General features: G+C 69.1%; 15 protein-coding genes and 2 pseudogenes. 11 read left to right on the forward strand and 6 right to left on the reverse strand.

The genetic code is table 11. The features are described from left to right. Nucleotides 1–133: 133 nt before the first annotated feature. From nylB (ACTNFJ_RS04265) to ACTNFJ_RS04275, 3 genes and pseudogenes are all read right to left on the reverse strand, one after another. Entirely contained in the window at nt 134–1312 is a 1179-nt protein-coding gene (gene nylB, locus ACTNFJ_RS04265; protein WP_012476896.1) for a 6-aminohexanoate-dimer hydrolase, read from the reverse strand. 318 nt (nt 1313–1630) lie between these two features. Next, nucleotides 1631–1996, reverse strand: a pseudogene (locus ACTNFJ_RS04270) (IS6-like element IS6100 family transposase); the annotation flags it as partial. 54 nt (nt 1997–2050) lie between these two features. After that, complete coding sequence (locus ACTNFJ_RS04275) at nt 2051–2815, reverse strand: IS6-like element IS6100 family transposase (RefSeq protein WP_001389365.1); 765 nt, start codon at nt 2813–2815, stop codon at nt 2051–2053. On the opposite strand from ACTNFJ_RS04275, the pseudogene ACTNFJ_RS04280 reads away from it, so the two are divergent. From ACTNFJ_RS04280 to ACTNFJ_RS04290, 3 genes and pseudogenes are all read left to right on the forward strand, one after another. Beyond that, nucleotides 2792–4573 (forward strand): annotated as a pseudogene (locus ACTNFJ_RS04280) (isopeptide-forming domain-containing fimbrial protein); the annotation flags it as partial. The gene ACTNFJ_RS04275 and the pseudogene ACTNFJ_RS04280 sit on opposite strands and share 24 nt — an antisense overlap. Before the next feature lie 41 nt (nt 4574–4614). After that, nucleotides 4615–5925, forward strand: a complete 1311-nt coding sequence (locus ACTNFJ_RS04285; RefSeq protein WP_228145654.1) for a C45 family autoproteolytic acyltransferase/hydrolase — start codon at nt 4615–4617, stop codon at nt 5923–5925. Nucleotides 5926–6162: 237 nt separating this feature from the next. Next, nucleotides 6163–6537, forward strand: a complete 375-nt coding sequence (locus ACTNFJ_RS04290) for a hypothetical protein (RefSeq protein WP_435907717.1) — start codon at nt 6163–6165, stop codon at nt 6535–6537. Here ACTNFJ_RS04290 and ACTNFJ_RS04295 read toward each other — a convergent pair. Both ACTNFJ_RS04295 and ACTNFJ_RS04300 read right to left on the reverse strand, forming a co-directional pair. Beyond that, entirely contained in the window at nt 6447–7703 is a 1257-nt protein-coding gene (locus ACTNFJ_RS04295; RefSeq protein ID WP_435907718.1) for a LacI family DNA-binding transcriptional regulator, read from the reverse strand. The genes ACTNFJ_RS04290 and ACTNFJ_RS04295 overlap by 91 nt on opposite strands. A 149-nt stretch (nt 7704–7852) precedes the next feature. After that, on the reverse strand, nt 7853–9112 hold the full coding sequence (locus tag ACTNFJ_RS04300) for an integrase catalytic domain-containing protein (protein ID WP_260060509.1): 1260 nt from the start codon (nt 9110–9112) through the stop codon (nt 7853–7855). Between the two features lie 131 nt (nt 9113–9243). Here ACTNFJ_RS04300 and ACTNFJ_RS04305 point away from each other — a divergent pair, with 131 nt between their 5' ends. Genes ACTNFJ_RS04305 through nylB (ACTNFJ_RS04340) form a run of 8 tightly spaced genes read left to right on the forward strand, consistent with a single transcriptional unit; the run spans nt 9244 to nt 17286 of the window. Continuing rightward, nucleotides 9244–10980 (forward strand): ABC transporter substrate-binding protein, encoded by a 1737-nt coding sequence (locus ACTNFJ_RS04305; protein ID WP_444711792.1) that lies wholly within the window; start codon nt 9244–9246, stop codon nt 10978–10980. Nucleotides 10981–10986: 6 nt separating this feature from the next. After that, nucleotides 10987–11958, forward strand: coding sequence for an ABC transporter permease (locus ACTNFJ_RS04310; protein WP_435907714.1), 972 nt, complete (start codon nt 10987–10989; stop codon nt 11956–11958). Further along, entirely contained in the window at nt 11955–12827 is an 873-nt protein-coding gene (locus tag ACTNFJ_RS04315; protein WP_363746609.1) for an ABC transporter permease, read from the forward strand. Before ACTNFJ_RS04310 ends, ACTNFJ_RS04315 begins: the two co-directional genes overlap by 4 nt. Further along, nucleotides 12824–13645 (forward strand): ABC transporter ATP-binding protein, encoded by an 822-nt coding sequence (locus ACTNFJ_RS04320; protein ID WP_363746606.1) that lies wholly within the window; start codon nt 12824–12826, stop codon nt 13643–13645. The genes ACTNFJ_RS04315 and ACTNFJ_RS04320 overlap by 4 nt, the downstream gene beginning before the upstream one ends. After that, nucleotides 13642–14430, forward strand: coding sequence for an ABC transporter ATP-binding protein (locus ACTNFJ_RS04325; protein ID WP_424457362.1), 789 nt, complete (start codon nt 13642–13644; stop codon nt 14428–14430). The genes ACTNFJ_RS04320 and ACTNFJ_RS04325 overlap by 4 nt, the downstream gene beginning before the upstream one ends. Next, nucleotides 14427–15494: an endo-type 6-aminohexanoate oligomer hydrolase gene (locus tag ACTNFJ_RS04330; protein WP_424457360.1), complete on the forward strand. Its 1068-nt coding sequence runs from the start codon at nt 14427–14429 to the stop codon at nt 15492–15494. Before ACTNFJ_RS04325 ends, ACTNFJ_RS04330 begins: the two co-directional genes overlap by 4 nt. A gap of 32 nt (nt 15495–15526) precedes the next feature. Then, nucleotides 15527–16111, forward strand: a complete 585-nt coding sequence (locus tag ACTNFJ_RS04335; protein WP_424457359.1) for a cytosine permease — start codon at nt 15527–15529, stop codon at nt 16109–16111. Continuing rightward, a complete protein-coding gene (nylB, locus tag ACTNFJ_RS04340) occupies nt 16108–17286 on the forward strand; it encodes a 6-aminohexanoate-dimer hydrolase (protein ID WP_363746599.1) in 1179 nt (392 codons plus the stop codon). Before ACTNFJ_RS04335 ends, nylB (ACTNFJ_RS04340) begins: the two co-directional genes overlap by 4 nt. A 119-nt stretch (nt 17287–17405) precedes the next feature. Here the strand turns inward: nylB (ACTNFJ_RS04340) and smpB are convergent, their stop codons facing one another. After that, complete coding sequence (gene smpB / locus ACTNFJ_RS04345) at nt 17406–17885, reverse strand: SsrA-binding protein SmpB (RefSeq protein ID WP_079941835.1); 480 nt, start codon at nt 17883–17885, stop codon at nt 17406–17408. Between the last annotated feature and the right edge of the window lie 2 nt (nt 17886–17887).

Genomic DNA, 17887 nt, shown 5'->3' on the forward strand with positions numbered 1-17887 from the left:
CCGCCGGTTGAGCGGGCCCCCGCTGGTTGAGCGAGCGGAGCGAGTCGAAACCCGGGGCGGTCGGGTTTCGACTCGTCGCTGCGCTCCTCGCTCAACCGGCGGGGGAGGCCCGCCGCGAGCGGAGCGACCGTGGCTACACTGCGTCGAGCGCGCGGCTGACGTCGAGCAGGATCCCGTTCTGCAGCCGGTGCCAGTGCTCGGTGTCGGGATCGGGCCACGACGACAGCTTGACGATCACGGAGTCGGTGAGCGGGTCGAGCCACAGATTCTGCCCGTGGATGCCGATGCCGCTCACGTTGCCGCGCTCGTTGCCCGTGCACCACCACTGGCGGGTGTAGCTGCCGTCGGGGAAGGTGTTCGTGAAGCCCTTGTCGGTCATCGCCTCGTGCGATCCGCCGGCGAGTACGCGACGCACCCAGTCCTCGGAGACCACGCGGCCACCGGGGGCGACGCCGCCGTCGAGCATCATGCGCCCCACGCGCGCGAGATCCCGCGCCGTGCAGGAGACGCCGCCGTGCGCGAAGCCGAAACCCGTCGTGTCGACGGTGATGGTAGCGTCGCGGTCGGCGTCGAGCTTCGCCCACAGGTACGTGGAGAGCGCTTCGACGTAGCGCAGACCGGTGACCCGTTCGACGATCCAGGCGAGTACGTCGGTGTTCGCCGAGCAGTACTGGAACTCGCCGGTGCTGCCGTCGCCGCGGAGGGTGGTGAGGAACTCGTAGGTGTCGGCCGGGTCGCCGTGGCGGCGCGTGCGCCAGCCGGCCGAGCGACCGTGGGTCTGCACCTCGGATGCGGGATCGACGTAGTCCTCGTTGTAGTCGATCGAGATCTGCATGTCGAGCACCTGCAGCACGGAGGGCCCGTCGTAGACGGAGCCGGCGAGCTCGGGTACATACTCGGTGACGGGCTGCGCGGGATCGATGCGCCCCTCGTCGACCAGTGCTCCGACGACCGTGCCGCACAGCGACTTCGAGACGCTCATCAGCAGGTGACGGTCGTCGGGCGCGAAGCCGGCGCGGTAGTACTCGGCCACGACCTCCGTTCCGCGCAGCACGAGGAAGGCGTCGGTGTAGGTCTGTTCGAGGCGCTGTTCGAGGTCGGGAAGCTGCGCCGCGATCGCGCCGAGCCGCGCGAGGGCATGACCGGGCGCGTTCACCGGGCGCCGCGAGACCGCTGCCGAGGGCACCATCTCGCCGAGGTGAGCGAAGGCCCAGCGGTTGTGCGGGGGCTCCTGCCAGCTGTCGAGCGTCGGTTCACCCGCGGCGGCGTCGGGGTATCGGGCGGGGTGCGAGCCGGTGGTGGGCGTGTTCATCGAGCGTCTCCGAAGGTGTGGCCGCGGCGGGTGAAGAGGTAGTACAGTCCGCCGCTGACGATCATCGCAACGGGAGCGGAGAGATCGATGTAGCCCATGGCCTCGGCGATCGCGCCGCTCCAGAAGTCGGTGGTGAGGAAGAAGGAGGCGGCTGCGCCGCCGATGATCCCCGCGGCGAGGCCGGGAATGCTGAAGCCACCGGTGTACCAGTACTTGGCCCCCGGGCGCTCATCGAAGAGATCGAGGCCATCGTATCGGTTGCGGGGCTCTGTTGCAAAGATTGGCGGCAGTCAGAGGTAGGCTGTCGCTCTGCGCCGATCAGGCGGCTGCTGCGAAATGGTGGTTGAGCATGCCCATGGCCTCCGTCAGCGCCGAGGGCCCAATGCCAAAAGCTCTCTCCACAAGGCGCACCTCGCCCCTGATGCCGGGCTGCAGGCACCAGGGGCGAGCCTGTCCTTTGCGCAGGGCTCGCATGACTTCGAATCCCTTGATCGTGGCATAGGCCGTGGGGATCGATTTGAAACCGCGCACCGGCTTGATCAGTATCTTGAGCTTTCCGTGATCGGCCTCGATCACGTTATTGAGATACTTCACCTGCCGGTGGGCCGTCTCCCGGTCCAGCTTTCCTTCGCGCTTCAATTCGGTGATCGCTGCACCATAGCTCGGCGCTTTGTCGGTATTGAGGGCTCTGTTGCAAAGATTGGCGGCAGTCAGAGGTAGGCTGTCGCTCTGCGCCGATCAGGCGGCTGCTGCGAAATGGTGGTTGAGCATGCCCATGGCCTCCGTCAGCGCCGAGGGCCCAATGCCAAAAGCTCTCTCCACAAGGCGCACCTCGCCCCTGATGCCGGGCTGCAGGCACCAGGGGCGAGCCTGTCCTTTGCGCAGGGCTCGCATGACTTCGAATCCCTTGATCGTGGCATAGGCCGTGGGGATCGATTTGAAACCGCGCACCGGCTTGATCAGTATCTTGAGCTTTCCGTGATCGGCCTCGATCACGTTATTGAGATACTTCACCTGCCGGTGGGCCGTCTCCCGGTCCAGCTTTCCTTCGCGCTTCAATTCGGTGATCGCTGCACCATAGCTCGGCGCTTTGTCGGTATTGAGCGTGGCAGGCTTTTCCCAGTGCTTCAGGCCTCGCAGGGCCTTGCCCAGGAACCGCTTCGCTGCCTTGGCGCTGCGGGTCGGCGACAGGTAGAAATCGATCGTGTCGCCCCGCTTGTCGACTGCCCGGTACAGGTAGGTCCACTTGCCCCGCACCTTGACGTAGGTTTCATCCAGGCGCCAGCTCGGATCAAAGCCACGCCGCCAGAACCAGCGCAGCCGCTTCTCCATCTCCGGGGCGTAGCACTGGACCCAGCGATAGATCGTCGTATGGTCGACCGAAATGCCGCGTTCCGCCAGCATTTCCTCAAGGTCGCGATAGCTGATCGGATAGCGACAATACCAGCGCACCGCCCACAGGATCACATCACCCTGGAAATGGCGCCACTTGAAATCCGTCATCGTTCCGTCCGTCCAATCTCCGCCAAGCATGCTCAAGCTTCACGATTTTTGCAACAGAGCCCTCGCAAGATCACCGTGCGGGCCACCTCGCAAGCCCCGCCCTCCTTCGGCAAGGACGCCCTGGGCACGGGTGCGGATCTGAAACTGATCAACAAGACGAGCGACACGGCCACGTACCGGTTGTCGTTTGATCTGCCGTCGGATGTCTCGGGGTATCAGGGGCTCACGCTGTCGGACACGCTCCCGGACGAGTTGGCGTATCAGTCCGATTCGGGGCTGGCGGGTGCCGCGGCGACCGTGAACGGGCAGGACCTGTCCTGGACGCTGACCCAGGCGCAGATCGCCGCGGCCGCGGGATCCACCGTGTCCGTGGACGTGACGGTGAAGCTGTCGGCGGCCGCGACGTCGCAGGACAACGGCGCGGTCACGAACACCGCCGCCCTGCACGTCGACTACGACCCGTCGATGCCGGACCCGCCGGCGGACCCCGATCCCGCCACGAACACCGAACTCGAGATCGGGCTGCCGGACGCGCCGTCCGGGTTCACGAAGGTGAAGTCGGACGGCGACGGGATCCTCAACAGCCTGGAGGAGACGGCCGAGTACACGATCTCCATGAACGTGCCGGCGGACGTGTCGGAGTACGCGTCGATCGTGGCGACGGACGCCGTGCCGAGCACGTTGCAGATCGTCGGTTCCCCGACGACGGCGTCCGGCACCGCGTCCGCGTCCGGTAACACCGTGACGTGGACGCTGGACACGCCGGCGCAACTGGCGGACGCGGCGGGGAAGACGATCACCCTGACGATCCCCGTCAGGGCGGCAGCGAACGCGACGGCCGCCGACAACGGGGTGATCACGAACACCGCGAACACGACGGTCACCTTCTCGGACGCCTCGACCGAGGACCTCCCGCCGGCCACGAACACGGAGGTGGAGCTGCGGCTGACGCCCGCGCCGACCGGGCTGACGAAGGCGCTGTCGAGCGGCGAGGCGGGCAAGCCCGCATGGGACGCGGGCGTGCTGAATCACGCGGATGACGCGGTGCAGTTCCAGGTGTCGGCGAAGCTTCCGGCGGACGTGCGCAACTACGCGTCGTTCACGCTGATCGATACGCTGCCGGCCGGCCTCGCGGTCGAGGGGACGCCGAGCGTGGACGCGGACGGCGCCGACGTCACCGGCCTCGGCACCTTCACCGCGGCCTCCACCCGGTGGACCGTCGACCTCACCGACGCGTCGAACGCGGCGGCCCTCGCCGGCAAGACCCTCACCATGACCCTCGCGGTCGCGGGCGACGGGATCGATGACACGGACAACGGGACGCTGACGAACACCGGCTCGTGGGCGGTGACGCCCATCCAGGATGCGCAGGATCCGGCCGACCCCGACCCCGACCCCGAGAACGTGGTGGTCTCCTACCCCGAGCCCATCGACCCGGACAGCGTGTTCAAGGACGCGCAGGGCTCGGGCGCCGACCTGAAGCTCATCAACAAGTCGCCGACCTCGCCGGACACCGCGACCTACCGCCTCGGCTTCACCCTCCCGCAGGACGTGTCCGACTACGCGGGCGTCACCCTGACGGACGCACTGCCGGCCGAGCTGGAGTACGTGTCCGACACGGGGCTCGCCGGGGTGAACGCCACGGTCGCCGGCCAGACGCTGACCTGGGCGCTGGATCAGGCGACCGTGCAGGCGAACGCCGGGCAGGCGCTGACCGTGGACGTTGTGGTGAAGGTCGCGTCGGGCGCGATCTCGGCCGACAACGGCGCCCTCACGAACACGGCGACCGTCTCGGTGCAGTGGGATCCGAACCTGCCGGGCGACCAGCAGCCGGAGGACCCGGAGCCGAAGCCGAACACCGAGGTGGAACTGGGCCTGCCCGACCCGCCGGGGGCGTTCACGAAGATCGTCTCCGAGGGCGACGGCGTCCTGGGCTCCCTCGACGAGACCGCGACGTACCGGATCTCGATGAACATCCCGCAGGACGTCAGCGAGTACCAGGAGGTGCGGATCACCGACCAGGTGCCGGCCCTGCTGCAGATCGTCGGCGACCCGGCCACCGACTCCGGCACCTCGAGGTCGCGGGCGCCACGCCCCGCGAACTGGGCCTCAGCCGGGGCGCCGCGCTGCGCGGAAGCCTCGGGGGCGCCTACACGAAGTACGCGGAGCTGTTCCGCGTGCTGGGCGTGGACGAGGAGCGCGAGCGCGACGGCGTCGCGCGGGTCGTCTCCGCGCTGCGCGGCTGGCGGCCGGGGCTGCTCGAGCAGTTCGAGGGGATCGCCGAGGGGGCCGGCGTCGAGCTCTCGCAGGTCGTCGCGCTCAACGCCCGCACCGAGATCATCGCCCTCGGCGAGAAGCCGTCGAGCGAGTGCTCGACGCTCACGGCCGAGATCGGCGACCACCGCTACGGCGTGCAGACCTGGGACTGGCACGTCGAGCTCGATCCGTTCTGGCACACGCACACGGTCTCCGGCCCCGGGCTGCGCTACGCCGGCCTGACCGAGCAGGGCATCCTCTCGAAGATCGGCGTGAACGAGGCCGGCCTGGCCCTGCACTTCAACATCCTCGGGCACCGCGAGGATCGCCCCGACGGTGTGCCCATGCACGTGCTCTCGAGCGTGGTGCTCTCGGAGTGCCGTTCCGTCGACGAGGCCATCGAGCTGATCCGCGAGGCGCCGATCGCGTCGTCCTCGGCGTTCACGATGCTCGACGCGCAGCGCGCAGTGTCGGTCGAGATGAGCCCCGCGGGGGTGTTCGTGATCGAGGCGGTCGCGGGCTCGGTGCAGCGCACCAATCACTTCCAGCACGAGACGCCGCTCGCGGCGCAGAAGTCCGAGATCTACGAGCCCGACTCCTCGGAGCGCCTCGCGCTCGTGCGCGCGCGCCTCGCCGAGGGCCTGCCGGTCGCTCCGGGGGACCTGGTGCGGGTGCTGCTGACCGAGGAGGGCGAGCCGCCGCTCACCTGCCGCGCCGACATGTCCAAGGGCTACGGGGACCGGTGGGCCACCCTCGCGACGCTCATCACCGACCCGGAGGCCCGCACGATCCGGATCCTCGACGGCATGCCCACCGAGGCCGAGACGGGGGAGTGGCGCACGCTGACGGTGTGAGGCGCGGGCACCGGCCGGCGTGCGCCCGCCCATCGGGCACGGGCCGCAGGGCTCCCCCCGGCGCCGGGGGACCGGCCGGCCGGGCGCCTCCCGGGCACCCGGCGGGCTGTCGCCGCCGGGGGCACCGAGCGCCCTCTCCCGATCGCCTGCCGGCTGCGTCGCCCCGTCCCCGACGACTCCGCGCCGTCGGGAGATGCACGATTCTCGCGGGATCTCGACGCCTCCTGACCAGCGCGCATGGGGCGGACTCGCCTCAGCGGCGGAGGACCGGGAGCCGGGAGGCCCGGAGCATCCGCCGATGCGCCGGATGACGAGTCGGTCGAGACGAGGATCTCGTGGGGCGGTGGGTGCCGTGCCGAGCCGTGGGATCCCGCGGAGTCGAAGCACGTCTTCGAGCGGATCCTCTCGGGTGTGGTGTCGTTCACGATCGACATCGACTCCGAGTCGGCGATGTTCAAGCTGAGCCAGGACATGCCGGCCGACGTGCACGCCCGGGTCCGGGGGGACCTCCTCCGCGGCGATCATCGCCACCCGGATGTCGCCGAGCTGATGCGCGAGGTCGGCGTCGCGGACGCCGCGGATCCCGCGGATGCCGCGGATCCCGCGCCCTGAGGCGGACCGGGCGCTCGTGCCGCGCGGCACGAGCGCGTCCGATCGCGTGCGCTCCCGCGACCCGCTCCGCGCCCTCCCGCCCCGCTCTGCGCCGCCCCTTCCGGGCGCGGAGGCCGCGGCTCCGGGATCGCGGCCCGGGGCCGCGGCTCAGGCGTCGCGCAGCGATGGCGCCGCACGAGCAGTTCGGACGGCACGAGGCGGCGCCCCGGGGGCGCCTCGCCTCGCGTGATGGCGACGAGGAGCGCGACGGTCTCGCGGGCGAGGATCTCGGGGTGCAGATCGATCGCGGTGATCGGCGGGTCCGCCGTCCTCGTCTGATCCGCGTCGGTGCCGCAGGCGAGCAGATAGTCCCGCGGTGCCACGAGGCCCCGCTCCCGCATCGCGTCCTGGATTCCCGCCGCGTGCCGCCCGGTCAGGGAGTAGACGGCGTCGGGCATGCCGCCCTCCAGGATCGCGGGCACCAGATCCCGGCCGCCCGCCTCACCGAGCCCCTCGGGGCTGCGCAGGAAGCGCGGAGACCGGCCGGTGCGCCCGCACCAGTCCCGGTAGACCCGCTCAGCGTCGGCGTTCCAGGAGTTGTCGTCGGTCCCGCCGACGCAGACGATGGTGCGCGCACCCTGCTCGTGCAGGTGCTCGAGTACCGTCAGGGAGGCGTCGGCGTCGGCTGACGCCACCCAGTTCGAGGCCTCGGGCCGGCCGAGATCCCGACCCAGGGTGACGTAGGGGATCCCCCGCTTCTCGAGGAGATCGACCACGGGGTCGTCGCGCACCGGATCGGTGACGATGTAGCCGTCGAGGGAGAACGCCAGCGGAGTCACGGGGCCCTTCACGAGATCGGCCACCTGCATCAGGCTGAGGCCGTGGTCGAGGGCGCTGACCGCGGCGGCGCCGGCGAAGCGGAGGAAGTAGTCCACGCCCGGGGGGCTGTAGTTCTCGAGCGCGTCGAGCGGGCGCAGCACGATCCCGATCACCCCGATCTGCGAGCGGCGCAGCCCGCGGGCCAGTGCGTCGGCCTGGTAGCCCATGGCCTGGGCGACGTCGCGGATGCGCTCGCGGGTCTCCTCGGAGAGGGTGCCCTTGCCGTTGAGGGCGTGGGACACCGCGGTGATCGACACGCCGGCGCGAGCTGCGACGTCCTTGATCGTGACGTTGGGGTACCGGGCCATTGCGCCTCCTCGGGCTCTCGGTACGAGGATACCGGGACGGTGCGGGATAAATGGATTTATGGATACCGGGCGAAACCGAGGTGCCTCATTTAAATATGCCCGCGAAACTCTTCCGGTGACTCACCAGGAAATGCCCGCGTAGGTTCAGCCTAGACCGCGCGCTTGCGTCCGGCCTGCTGTGCGGGTTTTACCCCCGCTTTCGCGTCGGGAGTTTTGGCGAGTTCTGCAGCCTCGAGCGCCCGGGTCTTCTTGGCGGCGAGGTAGGTGAGGCGCTGCTGGATCCGGTCGATCTCACGGGCGATATGCGCGGGGTTCAAGCTGTCCCGGTATGCGGTCAACTCCGCTGTTTTCTCGGGTGTGAGGGCACCGGATTTCAGGAGCCGGTCGAATGGTGTCGCGAGATCGTCGTAGACGCGTTTGCGGCGGCCCTTGGAATCGGTGGCCCAGCCGATGGGTTTCTTCGTCGGGGTGAGGTAGTTATGGCGGTCGTTCACGACCTGCCAGAGGTCGTTCAAGAGCTTCAACTGTGGGAGGGTGTCGTATCTCCAGTAGAACCCGTACCTGCGCACGATCTGGTTGTTCTTCGACTCGATCGTGGCCTGATCATTCTTCTTGTACGGCCGGGACCTCGTGAAGTAGATATCGAGCTCGGCCGCCCAGCCGATGACGTCGTAGTTGATGAACTCGGAGCCGTTGTCGAAATCGACCCCGGTCACTTCGAACGGCACCTCGGTGATGAACCGGTCGAGGGCGTCGCGAATGTGCAGGTGAGCGTTATTCCGGATCGAGCGGGTGTACGTCCAGCCAGTGTGCATATCGGTGAGATCAACCGTTCGACAGAACTCGCCCTTCAACACGGGCCCGCAGTGTGCCACGGTGTCGCCCTCGAAGAAGCCCGGCACCTGCTCGATCTCGTCGCCGGCTTTCCTGATCGTGATCGAGTTACGCAAGAGCGGCCCCGGCGTGGTCGTCGTGATCCCACGCAACGGGTCTTTCTGTCGTACTGGGGCGAGGTAACGGTCGATGGTTGCTGGGGACATCGCGAGGAGTTCGTCAGCGACCTGATGACTGTAGCGGCCCTTGCCGGGCACGAGTTCACCGTGTGTTTCGAGCAGCATGAGCTGCAGCTCCATCGTCGCTGCGAGGTATTTCCCGCTGATCCCTCCCGCGTACGCCCATACCCGTTGCAAGACTTTGAGCGCATCGTGGGAGTACTTCAGCGGGCGGGGCTTGCGTTTACGTGCGCCGACCCGGCGTGGTTTCAGGGCCCCTTTCAACTGTCTCCGGGCGTTGTCTCTGGACCACCCCGTGATCGAGCACACCTCATCGAGGAGTTTGCCCTTGTCCTTCTTGGTCGCAGCCTGGTACTGCTTCGCGAACTTTTTTGTGATCTCGTGTCTGGCGCGCATCGATAGCCCACTTCCCATGAAACTGATGATTCCGTTTCGCGGGCATTCTTATGTGAGGCACCGGAATCGTTTCGCGGGCAAAATACGTGAGGCACGTCGGAAACTTGCATATAACGATTTATGTATGTACCGTGATCATCCAAGGCGCGCCCATCGGCGGGCGCCGCCGGCCGGAGCGCATCGCCGCGGTCCGGGCCACCACCACTGTCGAAGGAGTCACCACGGTGTTGATCAACCAACGAACCCGCTCCCGGGCGGCCGCCGGCGCCGCGATCGCGCTGAGCCTCGCGTGCGTCCTCACCTCCTGCGCCGCGCCCGGCTCGGCGCCGGGCGGCACCGAGCAGACGGAGGCCGCGCCGGGCTTCCTCGCGGTCGCCGACGAGGCGCTCACGGGCACGGGCGCCCTCACCGTGCAGCTGGACTACGACACGAGCGAGGCCGACGGGCTCGACCCCCAGACCGCGCAGACCGACACCTCGTGGATGATCATGGGGCTCGTCTACGAGACGCTCGTGACCACGGACGAGAACTTCGAGATCCAGCCGAAGCTCGCCACCTCCTGGGAGCAGCCGGACGACACGACCTACGTCTTCACGATCGACACCACCGCGACCTTCTCGAACGGCCGCGCGCTCACCGTCGACGACGTCGTCGGCAGCCTCGAGCGCCAGGTCGCGAGCATGAGCGTGTGGTCCGGCCAGATGGGCCCCGTCGAGTCCATCGAGGCCACCGGCGACGATCAGGTCACCGTGAAGCTCGGCAGCCCGTACGCGCCGTTCCTCGCCGCGCTCGCGAACACGCCGGCGGCGATCCTCCCCATGGAGGAGGTGAACGACGGCAGCGTCGACCTCACCACCACCATGCTCGGCACCGGCCCGTACCTCGTCGCCGACCACCGGCAGGACGAATCGTGGACCTTCACCGCGAACCCCGACTGGCACGGCGGCGACAACCTCGCCGTGCAGACCCTCGAACTGCAGATCGTGGATCAGGAGTCGACCAGGCAGGCCGCGCTCCGCGAGGGCAGCACCGGCATGGCGAAGTTCGTCAACATCGACTCGCTGTCGCAGCTCGGCGGCAACGAGGGCCTCCAGATCGTCAAGCAGACGCAGAGCGACCTCTACTACGTCCTCGTCAACTCGCAGAAGCCCGACAGTCCGCTGAACGACCAGGACGTCCGCTTCGCGATCAACACCGCGATCGACCGCCAGGCGATCGCCGACATCGTCTTCGCCGGCGAAACGACCCCCACCGGCATCACCCCCTCGAACCTGCCCGGCGCCTGCCGGGTCGACGAGCTGCCCTCGGAGCAGGCCGCGATCGAGGACGCGAGGGCGACCATCGAGGAGACGGGCGCCGGAGACGTCGAGCTCGACCTCATCGTGGACACCTCGAACCCCGTCATGGCGCAGATCGCCCAGCTCGTGCAGCAGCAGCTCGCGGAGATCGGCGTCACCGTCCGGATCGAGCAGGTCGACACCGCGATCTACATCGAGCGGGTCTTCTCGGCCCAGCCGGGCGACTTCGACCTGTCGATCAGCTGGTTCGCGGGCTACTCCGACCCGTCGATGGTGACCAAGTGGTGGAACCCCGAGCAGGCCTTCTTCAACGTCGGCTTCACGGGCGTGCACGAGGATCTCAACGCGCTCATCGCCGAGGGCGCGAGCGAGACCGATCCCGACGCGCGCGCCGAGGTGCTGACCGAGCTGTGCGCCTCCGCCGACGAGTACGCCGAGATGGTGCCGCTCGTGCACCGGCCGTCCATCATCGGGTTCGACACCGCGGCGGTGAGCCCGACGATCCAGAGCAACGAGGGGTACGGCAACATCCTCCGCAACATCGCCGACTACCGGATCGCCGGTGAGTAGTCCCGAATGATGCAGATCCTTCGCTGGTCCGCCGGGCGGGTGATGAGCGCGCTCATCACCCTGCTCGGCGTCTCGGTGCTCATCTTCGTCGCGATCCGTCTCATGCCCGGCAGCTACGAGGACATCATCCTCGGCCCGCTCGCCTCCGCCGAGGAACGGCAGCTGCTCGCCGAGGCGTACGGGCTCAACCAGCCGATCTTCGTGCAGTACTTCGCCTGGATCGGGCAGGTGCTCACGGGCGAGCTCGGCACCTCCTACGTCACGCAGAGCTCCGTCTCCGGCGAGATGCTCGAGCGCATCCCGGTGACCGCGACGCTCACGATCATGGCGATGGCGGTGACGCTGCTCGCGGGCGTGCCGCTCGGGATCTGGACGGGAGTGCGATCCGGTGCGAAGCAGGGCGGCGCCGTCGGCCGCGTCGTGTCGAGCATCGGCATCAGCGTGCCCGAGTTCGTGCTCGGCAGCATCGTCATCTTCGTGTTCTCGCAGTTCTCGCTCGGCCTGAAGGTCGGCGGGTTCGCGAGCATCGGCACGGGCTTCTGGCCGACGTTCCAGGCGCTCCTGCTTCCAGCGCTCGTGCTCTCCGTCTTCTGCGTCGCGGCGACCGCGCGCACGACGCGCGACGCCGTCATGGGAGTGCTCGTCGAACCGCACATCACGGCCGCCGTCGCGCGCGGGGAGACGGCCGGGCACATCGTGCGCCATCACGTCCTGCGCAACGCCGGGATCCCGATCCTCACGCTGCTCGGCACCATCACCGCCTATCTCCTCGGCGGCGCCGTCATCATCGAGACGCTGTTCAACCTGCCGGGGCTCGGCTCGTTCATGGTCACCGGCCTCGGCCGTCGGGACTTCGCGGTCGTGCAGGCCACCGTGCTCTTCGCCGCCGCCGTCTTCGTCGTGCTGAGCCTCGTGCTCGACCTCATCACGAGCGCGCTCGACCCGCGCGTCGCCGTCACCGGGAAGGCAGGATCATGACCACCTACTCCCTCCCGCTCTCGAAGCGGAAGCGCGCGGTCAAGACCCGCCCGCCCCGCGACGCCCTCTTCATCGCCGCCGCCTGCGCGCTCGGCCTCATCGTGCTCGTCGCTGTGGCGGCCGCCGTCATCCCCTTCGCGGGCGATCCCGCGAGGATCGTCGGCCCGAGGCTCAGCCCGCCCTCTGCGGCGTACCCCTTCGGCACCGACGCCCTCGGCCGCTCGGTGCTGGCGCGCCTGCTGGAGGGCACGCGCACCACGCTCGTCCTCTCCACCCTCGCCGTCGTGTGCACCGCGGTCATCAGCGTGATCCTCGGCCTCGTCGCCGGCTACGCGGGCGGCTGGGCGCGGGAGGTCATCATGCGCCTGAGCGACGTGCTCTACTCCTTCCCGTCGATCGTGCTCGCGATCCTCATCGCGGCGGTGGTGGGACCCGGCCAGGCCGCGGTGCTCTCCAGCATCGTGCTCGTCACGGTGCCGCTCATGACCCGCATGGTGAGCGCGGCGGCGATGTCGGTCGCCAAGCGCGACTTCGTGACCACCGCGAAGATCAGCGGCGTGTCGGCCCCGGTGATCCTCTTCCGCCACCTGCTGCCGAACGTCAGCGGCACCATCGCGGTGCAGGGCACGTACGCGCTGTCGGTCGGCATCCTCGTCGAGGGAGGACTGAGCTTCCTCGGCTACGGCGTGCAGCCGCCGCGGTCATCGCTCGGCCTGCTGATCCAGGAGGGCGGCAGCTACATGCTGCAGGCGCCCTGGCTGCTGTTCGCCCCGGCCGCGGTGCTCGTCGTCGCGATCCTCTCCATCAACCTCATCGGCGACACGATGCGCGATCGGCTCGATCCGCGCGAGACAAGGAGCCTCGTATGACCGCGAACGCCCCCGCTGCCCCGGTGGTCTCGCTCACGGGATTCAGCGCCGAGTACCGCACCCGTCTCGGCGTGACCCGAGCGCTCGACGGGATCGATCTCGATGTCGCCCGCGGCGAACTGCTCGCGATCGTCGGCGAGTCGGGATCGGGCAAGTCCACCGTGTCGCAGGCCATCGGCCGCATGCTGCCGCGCGTCTGCCACGTGACCTCCGGGTCGGTGCACGTGCTCGGCAGGGACATCGCGAGTCTCGCGCCCGATGCGATACGGGCGCTGCGACGGGAATCACTGGGTTTCATCCCGCAGGATCCCATCGCCTCGCTCAACCCGACGATGCGGATCCGTCGCCAGCTCGAGCTCGCGCTCAGGCCGCTCGGACGACCGACCGACCTGGAGTCGCTCACCGAGCTGCTCGCGAGCGTCAAGATCCTCGAGCCGGATCGGGTGCTCCGACTCTATCCGCACGAGGTGTCCGGCGGAATGGCGCAGCGCATCGCGATCGCGCTGACCATGGCGCGCGAGCCCGAGATCCTGATCGCCGACGAGCCCACGGCATCGCTCGACGCACAGGTGCGCGACGAGATCCTGACCCTCATCGTCGACCTGGTGCAGCGCTCCGGCGCGAGCCTCATCTGGATCAGCCACGACCTCGGCGCCGTACGTCGCTGGTGCGACCGGATCGTCGTGATGCACCAGGGGCGTATCGTCGAAGAGGGGCCGGCCGCGCAGGTGCTCGACGAGCCGCGGGCGGACTACACGAGAACGCTGGTCGCCGCGATACCGGGCCGCCAGGATCCCACGACGAAGGAGGCGGAATGATGTCTGCGTCCCATCCGGACACGGATACGGCCCCGGTGCTGGAGCTGCGCGAGGTCAGCGTCGCGTTCACGAGCGGGGCGGGAGCGAAGCGGCGGACCGTCCGCGCCATGAACGCGGTGACGCTCGAGGTCGCCCCGGGCGAGACGCTCGGGCTGGTGGGCGAGTCCGGATCGGGCAAGACCACGACCGCCTCGGTCGCCCTGGGCCTCAAGCGGCCCGACTCCGGCGAGGTGCTGCTGCTCGGCGAACCCTTCACGCGATCGCGCAGGGCCAACGCCGGCAAGCTGCAGGCGGTGCTGCAGCATCCGCACTGGTCGCTCAACCCCCGGCGCAAGGTCGGGGAGTCGGTGCGCGAACCGCTGACGGTCGCGCGGCGCGACCTCAGCCGGTCCGAGCAGCGGCAGCGCGTGACGGAGATGCTCGAGCAGGTGGGGCTGAACCCCGCCTTCGCCGAGCGCTACCCCCACGAGCTCTCCGGAGGACAGCGCCAGCGCGTCTCGGTGGCCCGGGCGCTCGTGACCGAGCCGCGCTTCATCGTCTTCGACGAGGCCGTGAGCGCGCTCGACGTCGCCGTGCAGATGCAGATCCTCGCGCTCATCCGCGAACTGCAGGCGGAGCACCGCTTCGGCGCCCTCTTCATCTCGCACGATCTCGGCGCCGTGGAGCGCGTCGCGGACCGTGTCGCCGTGCTCTTCCGCGGCGACCTCGTCGAGACCGCTTCGACGGAGGAGTTCTTCCGCAACCCCCAGCACCCCTACTCGCAGACACTCTTGGAGGCCCTATGAATACGACACCGGTCCACGCACTCACGGATATCGACGGCGGGATCGTCGTGGATCCCGCGCCCCGCCTGGCGGGCCCGCCCGTCTTCGGCGGCCCGGGCAACGCCGCCTTCGACCTCGTGCCGGTCAGGAGCACCGGGCGGGAGACGCTGCGGTTCGACTTCCCGGGCGTCAGCGTCGGTTCGGCGCACTACGAGGAGGGGCCCACCGGTGCGACCGTGATCCACATCCCCGCCGGCGCCCGCACCGCGGTCGACGCGCGCGGCGGAGCCGTGGGTCTGTCCGGCGGGTACGACTTCAACCACGCCATCTGCCTGGCCGGCGGAGCCAGCTACGGGCTCGAGGCGGGCGCCGGGGTGAGCGGCGCGCTCCTGGAACGCCTCGAGTATCGCACCGGCTTCGCCGAGGCCCAGCTGGTGTCGTCGGCGGTCATCTACGACTTCTCGGCGCGCTCCACCGCGGTCTACCCCGACAAGGCGCTCGGCCGCGCGGCGCTCGAATTCGCCGTTCCCGGTGAGTTCCCGCAGGGGCGGGCGGGCGCGGGCATGAGCGCGTCCGCGGGCAAGGTGGACTGGGACCGCACCGAGATCACCGGGCAGGGCGCGGCGTTCCGTCGTCTCGGCGACGTGCGCATCCTCGCCGTCGTCGTGCCGAACCCGGTCGGCGTGATCATGGACCGCGCGGGCGGGATCGTGCGCGGCAACTACGACGCGCAGACCGGGGTCCGGCGCCACCCGGTGTTCGACTACCAGGAGGCGTTCGCCGAGCAGCTGCCGCCCGTCACCCAGGCGGGCAACACCACGATCAGCGCGATCGTCACGAACGTGCGGATGAGCCCCGTCGAGCTGAACCAGTTCGCCAAGCAGGTGCACAGTTCGATGCACCGCGGCATCCAGCCGTTCCACACCGACATGGACGGCGACACGCTCTTCGCCGTCACCACCGACGAGATCGATCTGCCGACGACCCCGGGGTCGTCGCGCGGGCGGCTGTCGGTGAACGCGACCGCGCTCGGCGCGATCGCCTCCGAGGTGATGTGGGACGCCGTCCTCGAGGCCGCGAAATAGGGGCATCGGCCCCGCAACAGGAGAGGAAGACATTGGACATCATCACCGCGACGGTGACGGGCACGGATCCGGGAAGCCGGGGCGCCGAGATCGGGAGCCGCTTCGGGGAGGGGATCCGCGACGCGGTCGACGGCATGACCACCTACACCGCCAGCATGGCGTTCCAGTCGATCGGCATCCCGATCCGGCGCATCCCCTCGGCCATCATCATCGGCGTGCTCGGCACCTTCTTCACCATCTACCTGGTCATGTCGACCAGCCTGCTCGACGCGGTGAACATCATGCTGCAGGTGCTGATCCTCATCTCGGCTCCGGGCATCACCGTCTACTGCATGGACATCTGGCTGCGCCGCAACCGATACGATGGCCTCGATCTCTTCGACGAGCGCCGGGGGGCGAAGTACTGGTACACCGGCGGCTTCAGCATTCCCGGCCTCGCCGCGGGGATCATCGGCGGCGCTGCCGCCTCCTTCTTCCTCACCACCGATTTCTGGAGCGGCGCGGTCGCCGAGGCCATGGGCTACATCGATCTCTCCGCCCCCGTCGCGATGATCGTCAGCGGTGGCCTCTACTATCTCTTCACCCGCCGCGGCTACACCTTCGGAGACACTCGATGAACGCACGTTCCACCGGCCAGCACCCCGCCAGGTATCCCGGAGCCGCGGCCGGGGAGCCGACACTCGACAGCTGGCAGGAGGCCCCGCACAACCGCTGGGCCTTCGCCCGCCTGGGCGAGCTGCTGCCCACGGCGGCGGTCTCCCGGCGCGACCCGGCGACGCCCGCGGAGCCCGTCGTGCGGCTCGACGCGCTCGCGACGCGGCTCCCCGATCTCGAGCAGCGGCTCGAGGAGACCTGCACCGACGCATTCCTCGTGCTGCGCGGCTCCGAGGTCCTCGCCGAGTACTACCGGGCGGGTTTCGCACCCGACGACCGTCACCTGCTGATGAGCGTCTCGAAGTCGCTGTGCGGCACGGTCGTCGGCGCGCTGATCGACGAGGGGCGCATCGATCCCGCGCAGCCCGTCACCGAGTATGTACCCGAGCTCGCGGGCTCCGTCTACGACGGGCCCTCCGTGCTGCAGGTGCTCGACATGCAGATCTCGATCGACTACAACGAGGACTACGTCGATCCGGCCTCGGAGGTGCAGACCCACGATCGCTCCGCCGGCTGGCGCACGCGGCGAGACGGGGACCCCGCCGACACCTACGAGTTCCTCACCACCCTCCGCGGCGACGGCGGCACCGGCGAGTTCCAGTACTGCTCGGCGAACACCGACGTGCTCGCCTGGATCGTCGAGCGGGTCACCGGTCTGCGCTACGTCGAAGCGCTCTCCACGTACCTGTGGGCGAAGCTCGACGCCGATCGGGATGCGACCATCACGGTCGACCAGACCGGCTTCGGCTTCGCGAACGGGGGCGTCTCCTGCACCGCGCGGGATCTCGCACGCGTGGGCCGCATGATGCTCGACGGCGGCGTCGCTCCCGGCGGACGGGTCGTATCGCAGGGCTGGGTGGAAAGCGTGCTGGCCGGCGGCTCCCGCGAAGCCATGCCCGACGAGGGTTTCACCTCCGCATTCCCCGAGGGCAGCTACACGCGCCAGTGGTGGTGCACGGGCAACGAGCGCGGCAACGTGAGCGGCATCGGCATCCACGGCCAGAACCTCTGGCTCGATCCGCGCACCGACTCCGTGATCGTCAAGCTCTCGTCGTGGCCCGATCCCGACACCCGGCACTGGCACGGGCTGCAGAGCGGGATCCTGCTCGACGTCAGCCGTGCCCTCGACGCGGTGTAGGCGGCGTGACCGGCGTCGGCACCGCGCCGGTGGATCCTGCGACTGCCTGACGCGGTGGCGCCACCGCGTCAGGCGCGTCGCAGGATCCGCCCGCGACGCGGGGACACCCGAGGGAGCGCCTACTCCCCCATCCGGTTGCGGGTGCGCATCGCCCGTTCGGCCTCGCGCTTGTCCTGCCGCTCGCGCATGGTCTGGCGCTTGTCGTACTCCTTCTTGCCCTTCGCGAGGGCGATCTCGACCTTCGCGCGGCCGTCGAGGAAGTACAGGCGCAGCGGCACGATCGTCATGCCGCCCTCGCGGGTCTTCTGGTAGAGCTTGTCGATCTGCTGGCGGTGCAGCAGCAGCTTGCGCTTGCGGCGCGGCGCGTGGTTCGTCCACGAGCCGTTGAGGTACTCGGGGATGTAGGCGGCGTCGAGCCAGGCCTCGCCGCGCTCGATGAACACGTATCCGTCGACGAGCGACGCGCGTCCCATGCGCAGCGACTTCACCTCGCTGCCCGTGAGCACCAGGCCCGCCTCGTAGGTGTCGAGGATGTGGTACTCGTGCCGGGCCTTCTTGTTGGAGGCGATCAGCTTCTCGCCGGTCTCCTTCGGGCTCATGT

This window comes from Leucobacter shiyiweii, assembly GCF_052446065.1.
Taxonomy (GTDB): Bacteria; Actinomycetota; Actinomycetes; order Actinomycetales; family Microbacteriaceae; genus Leucobacter.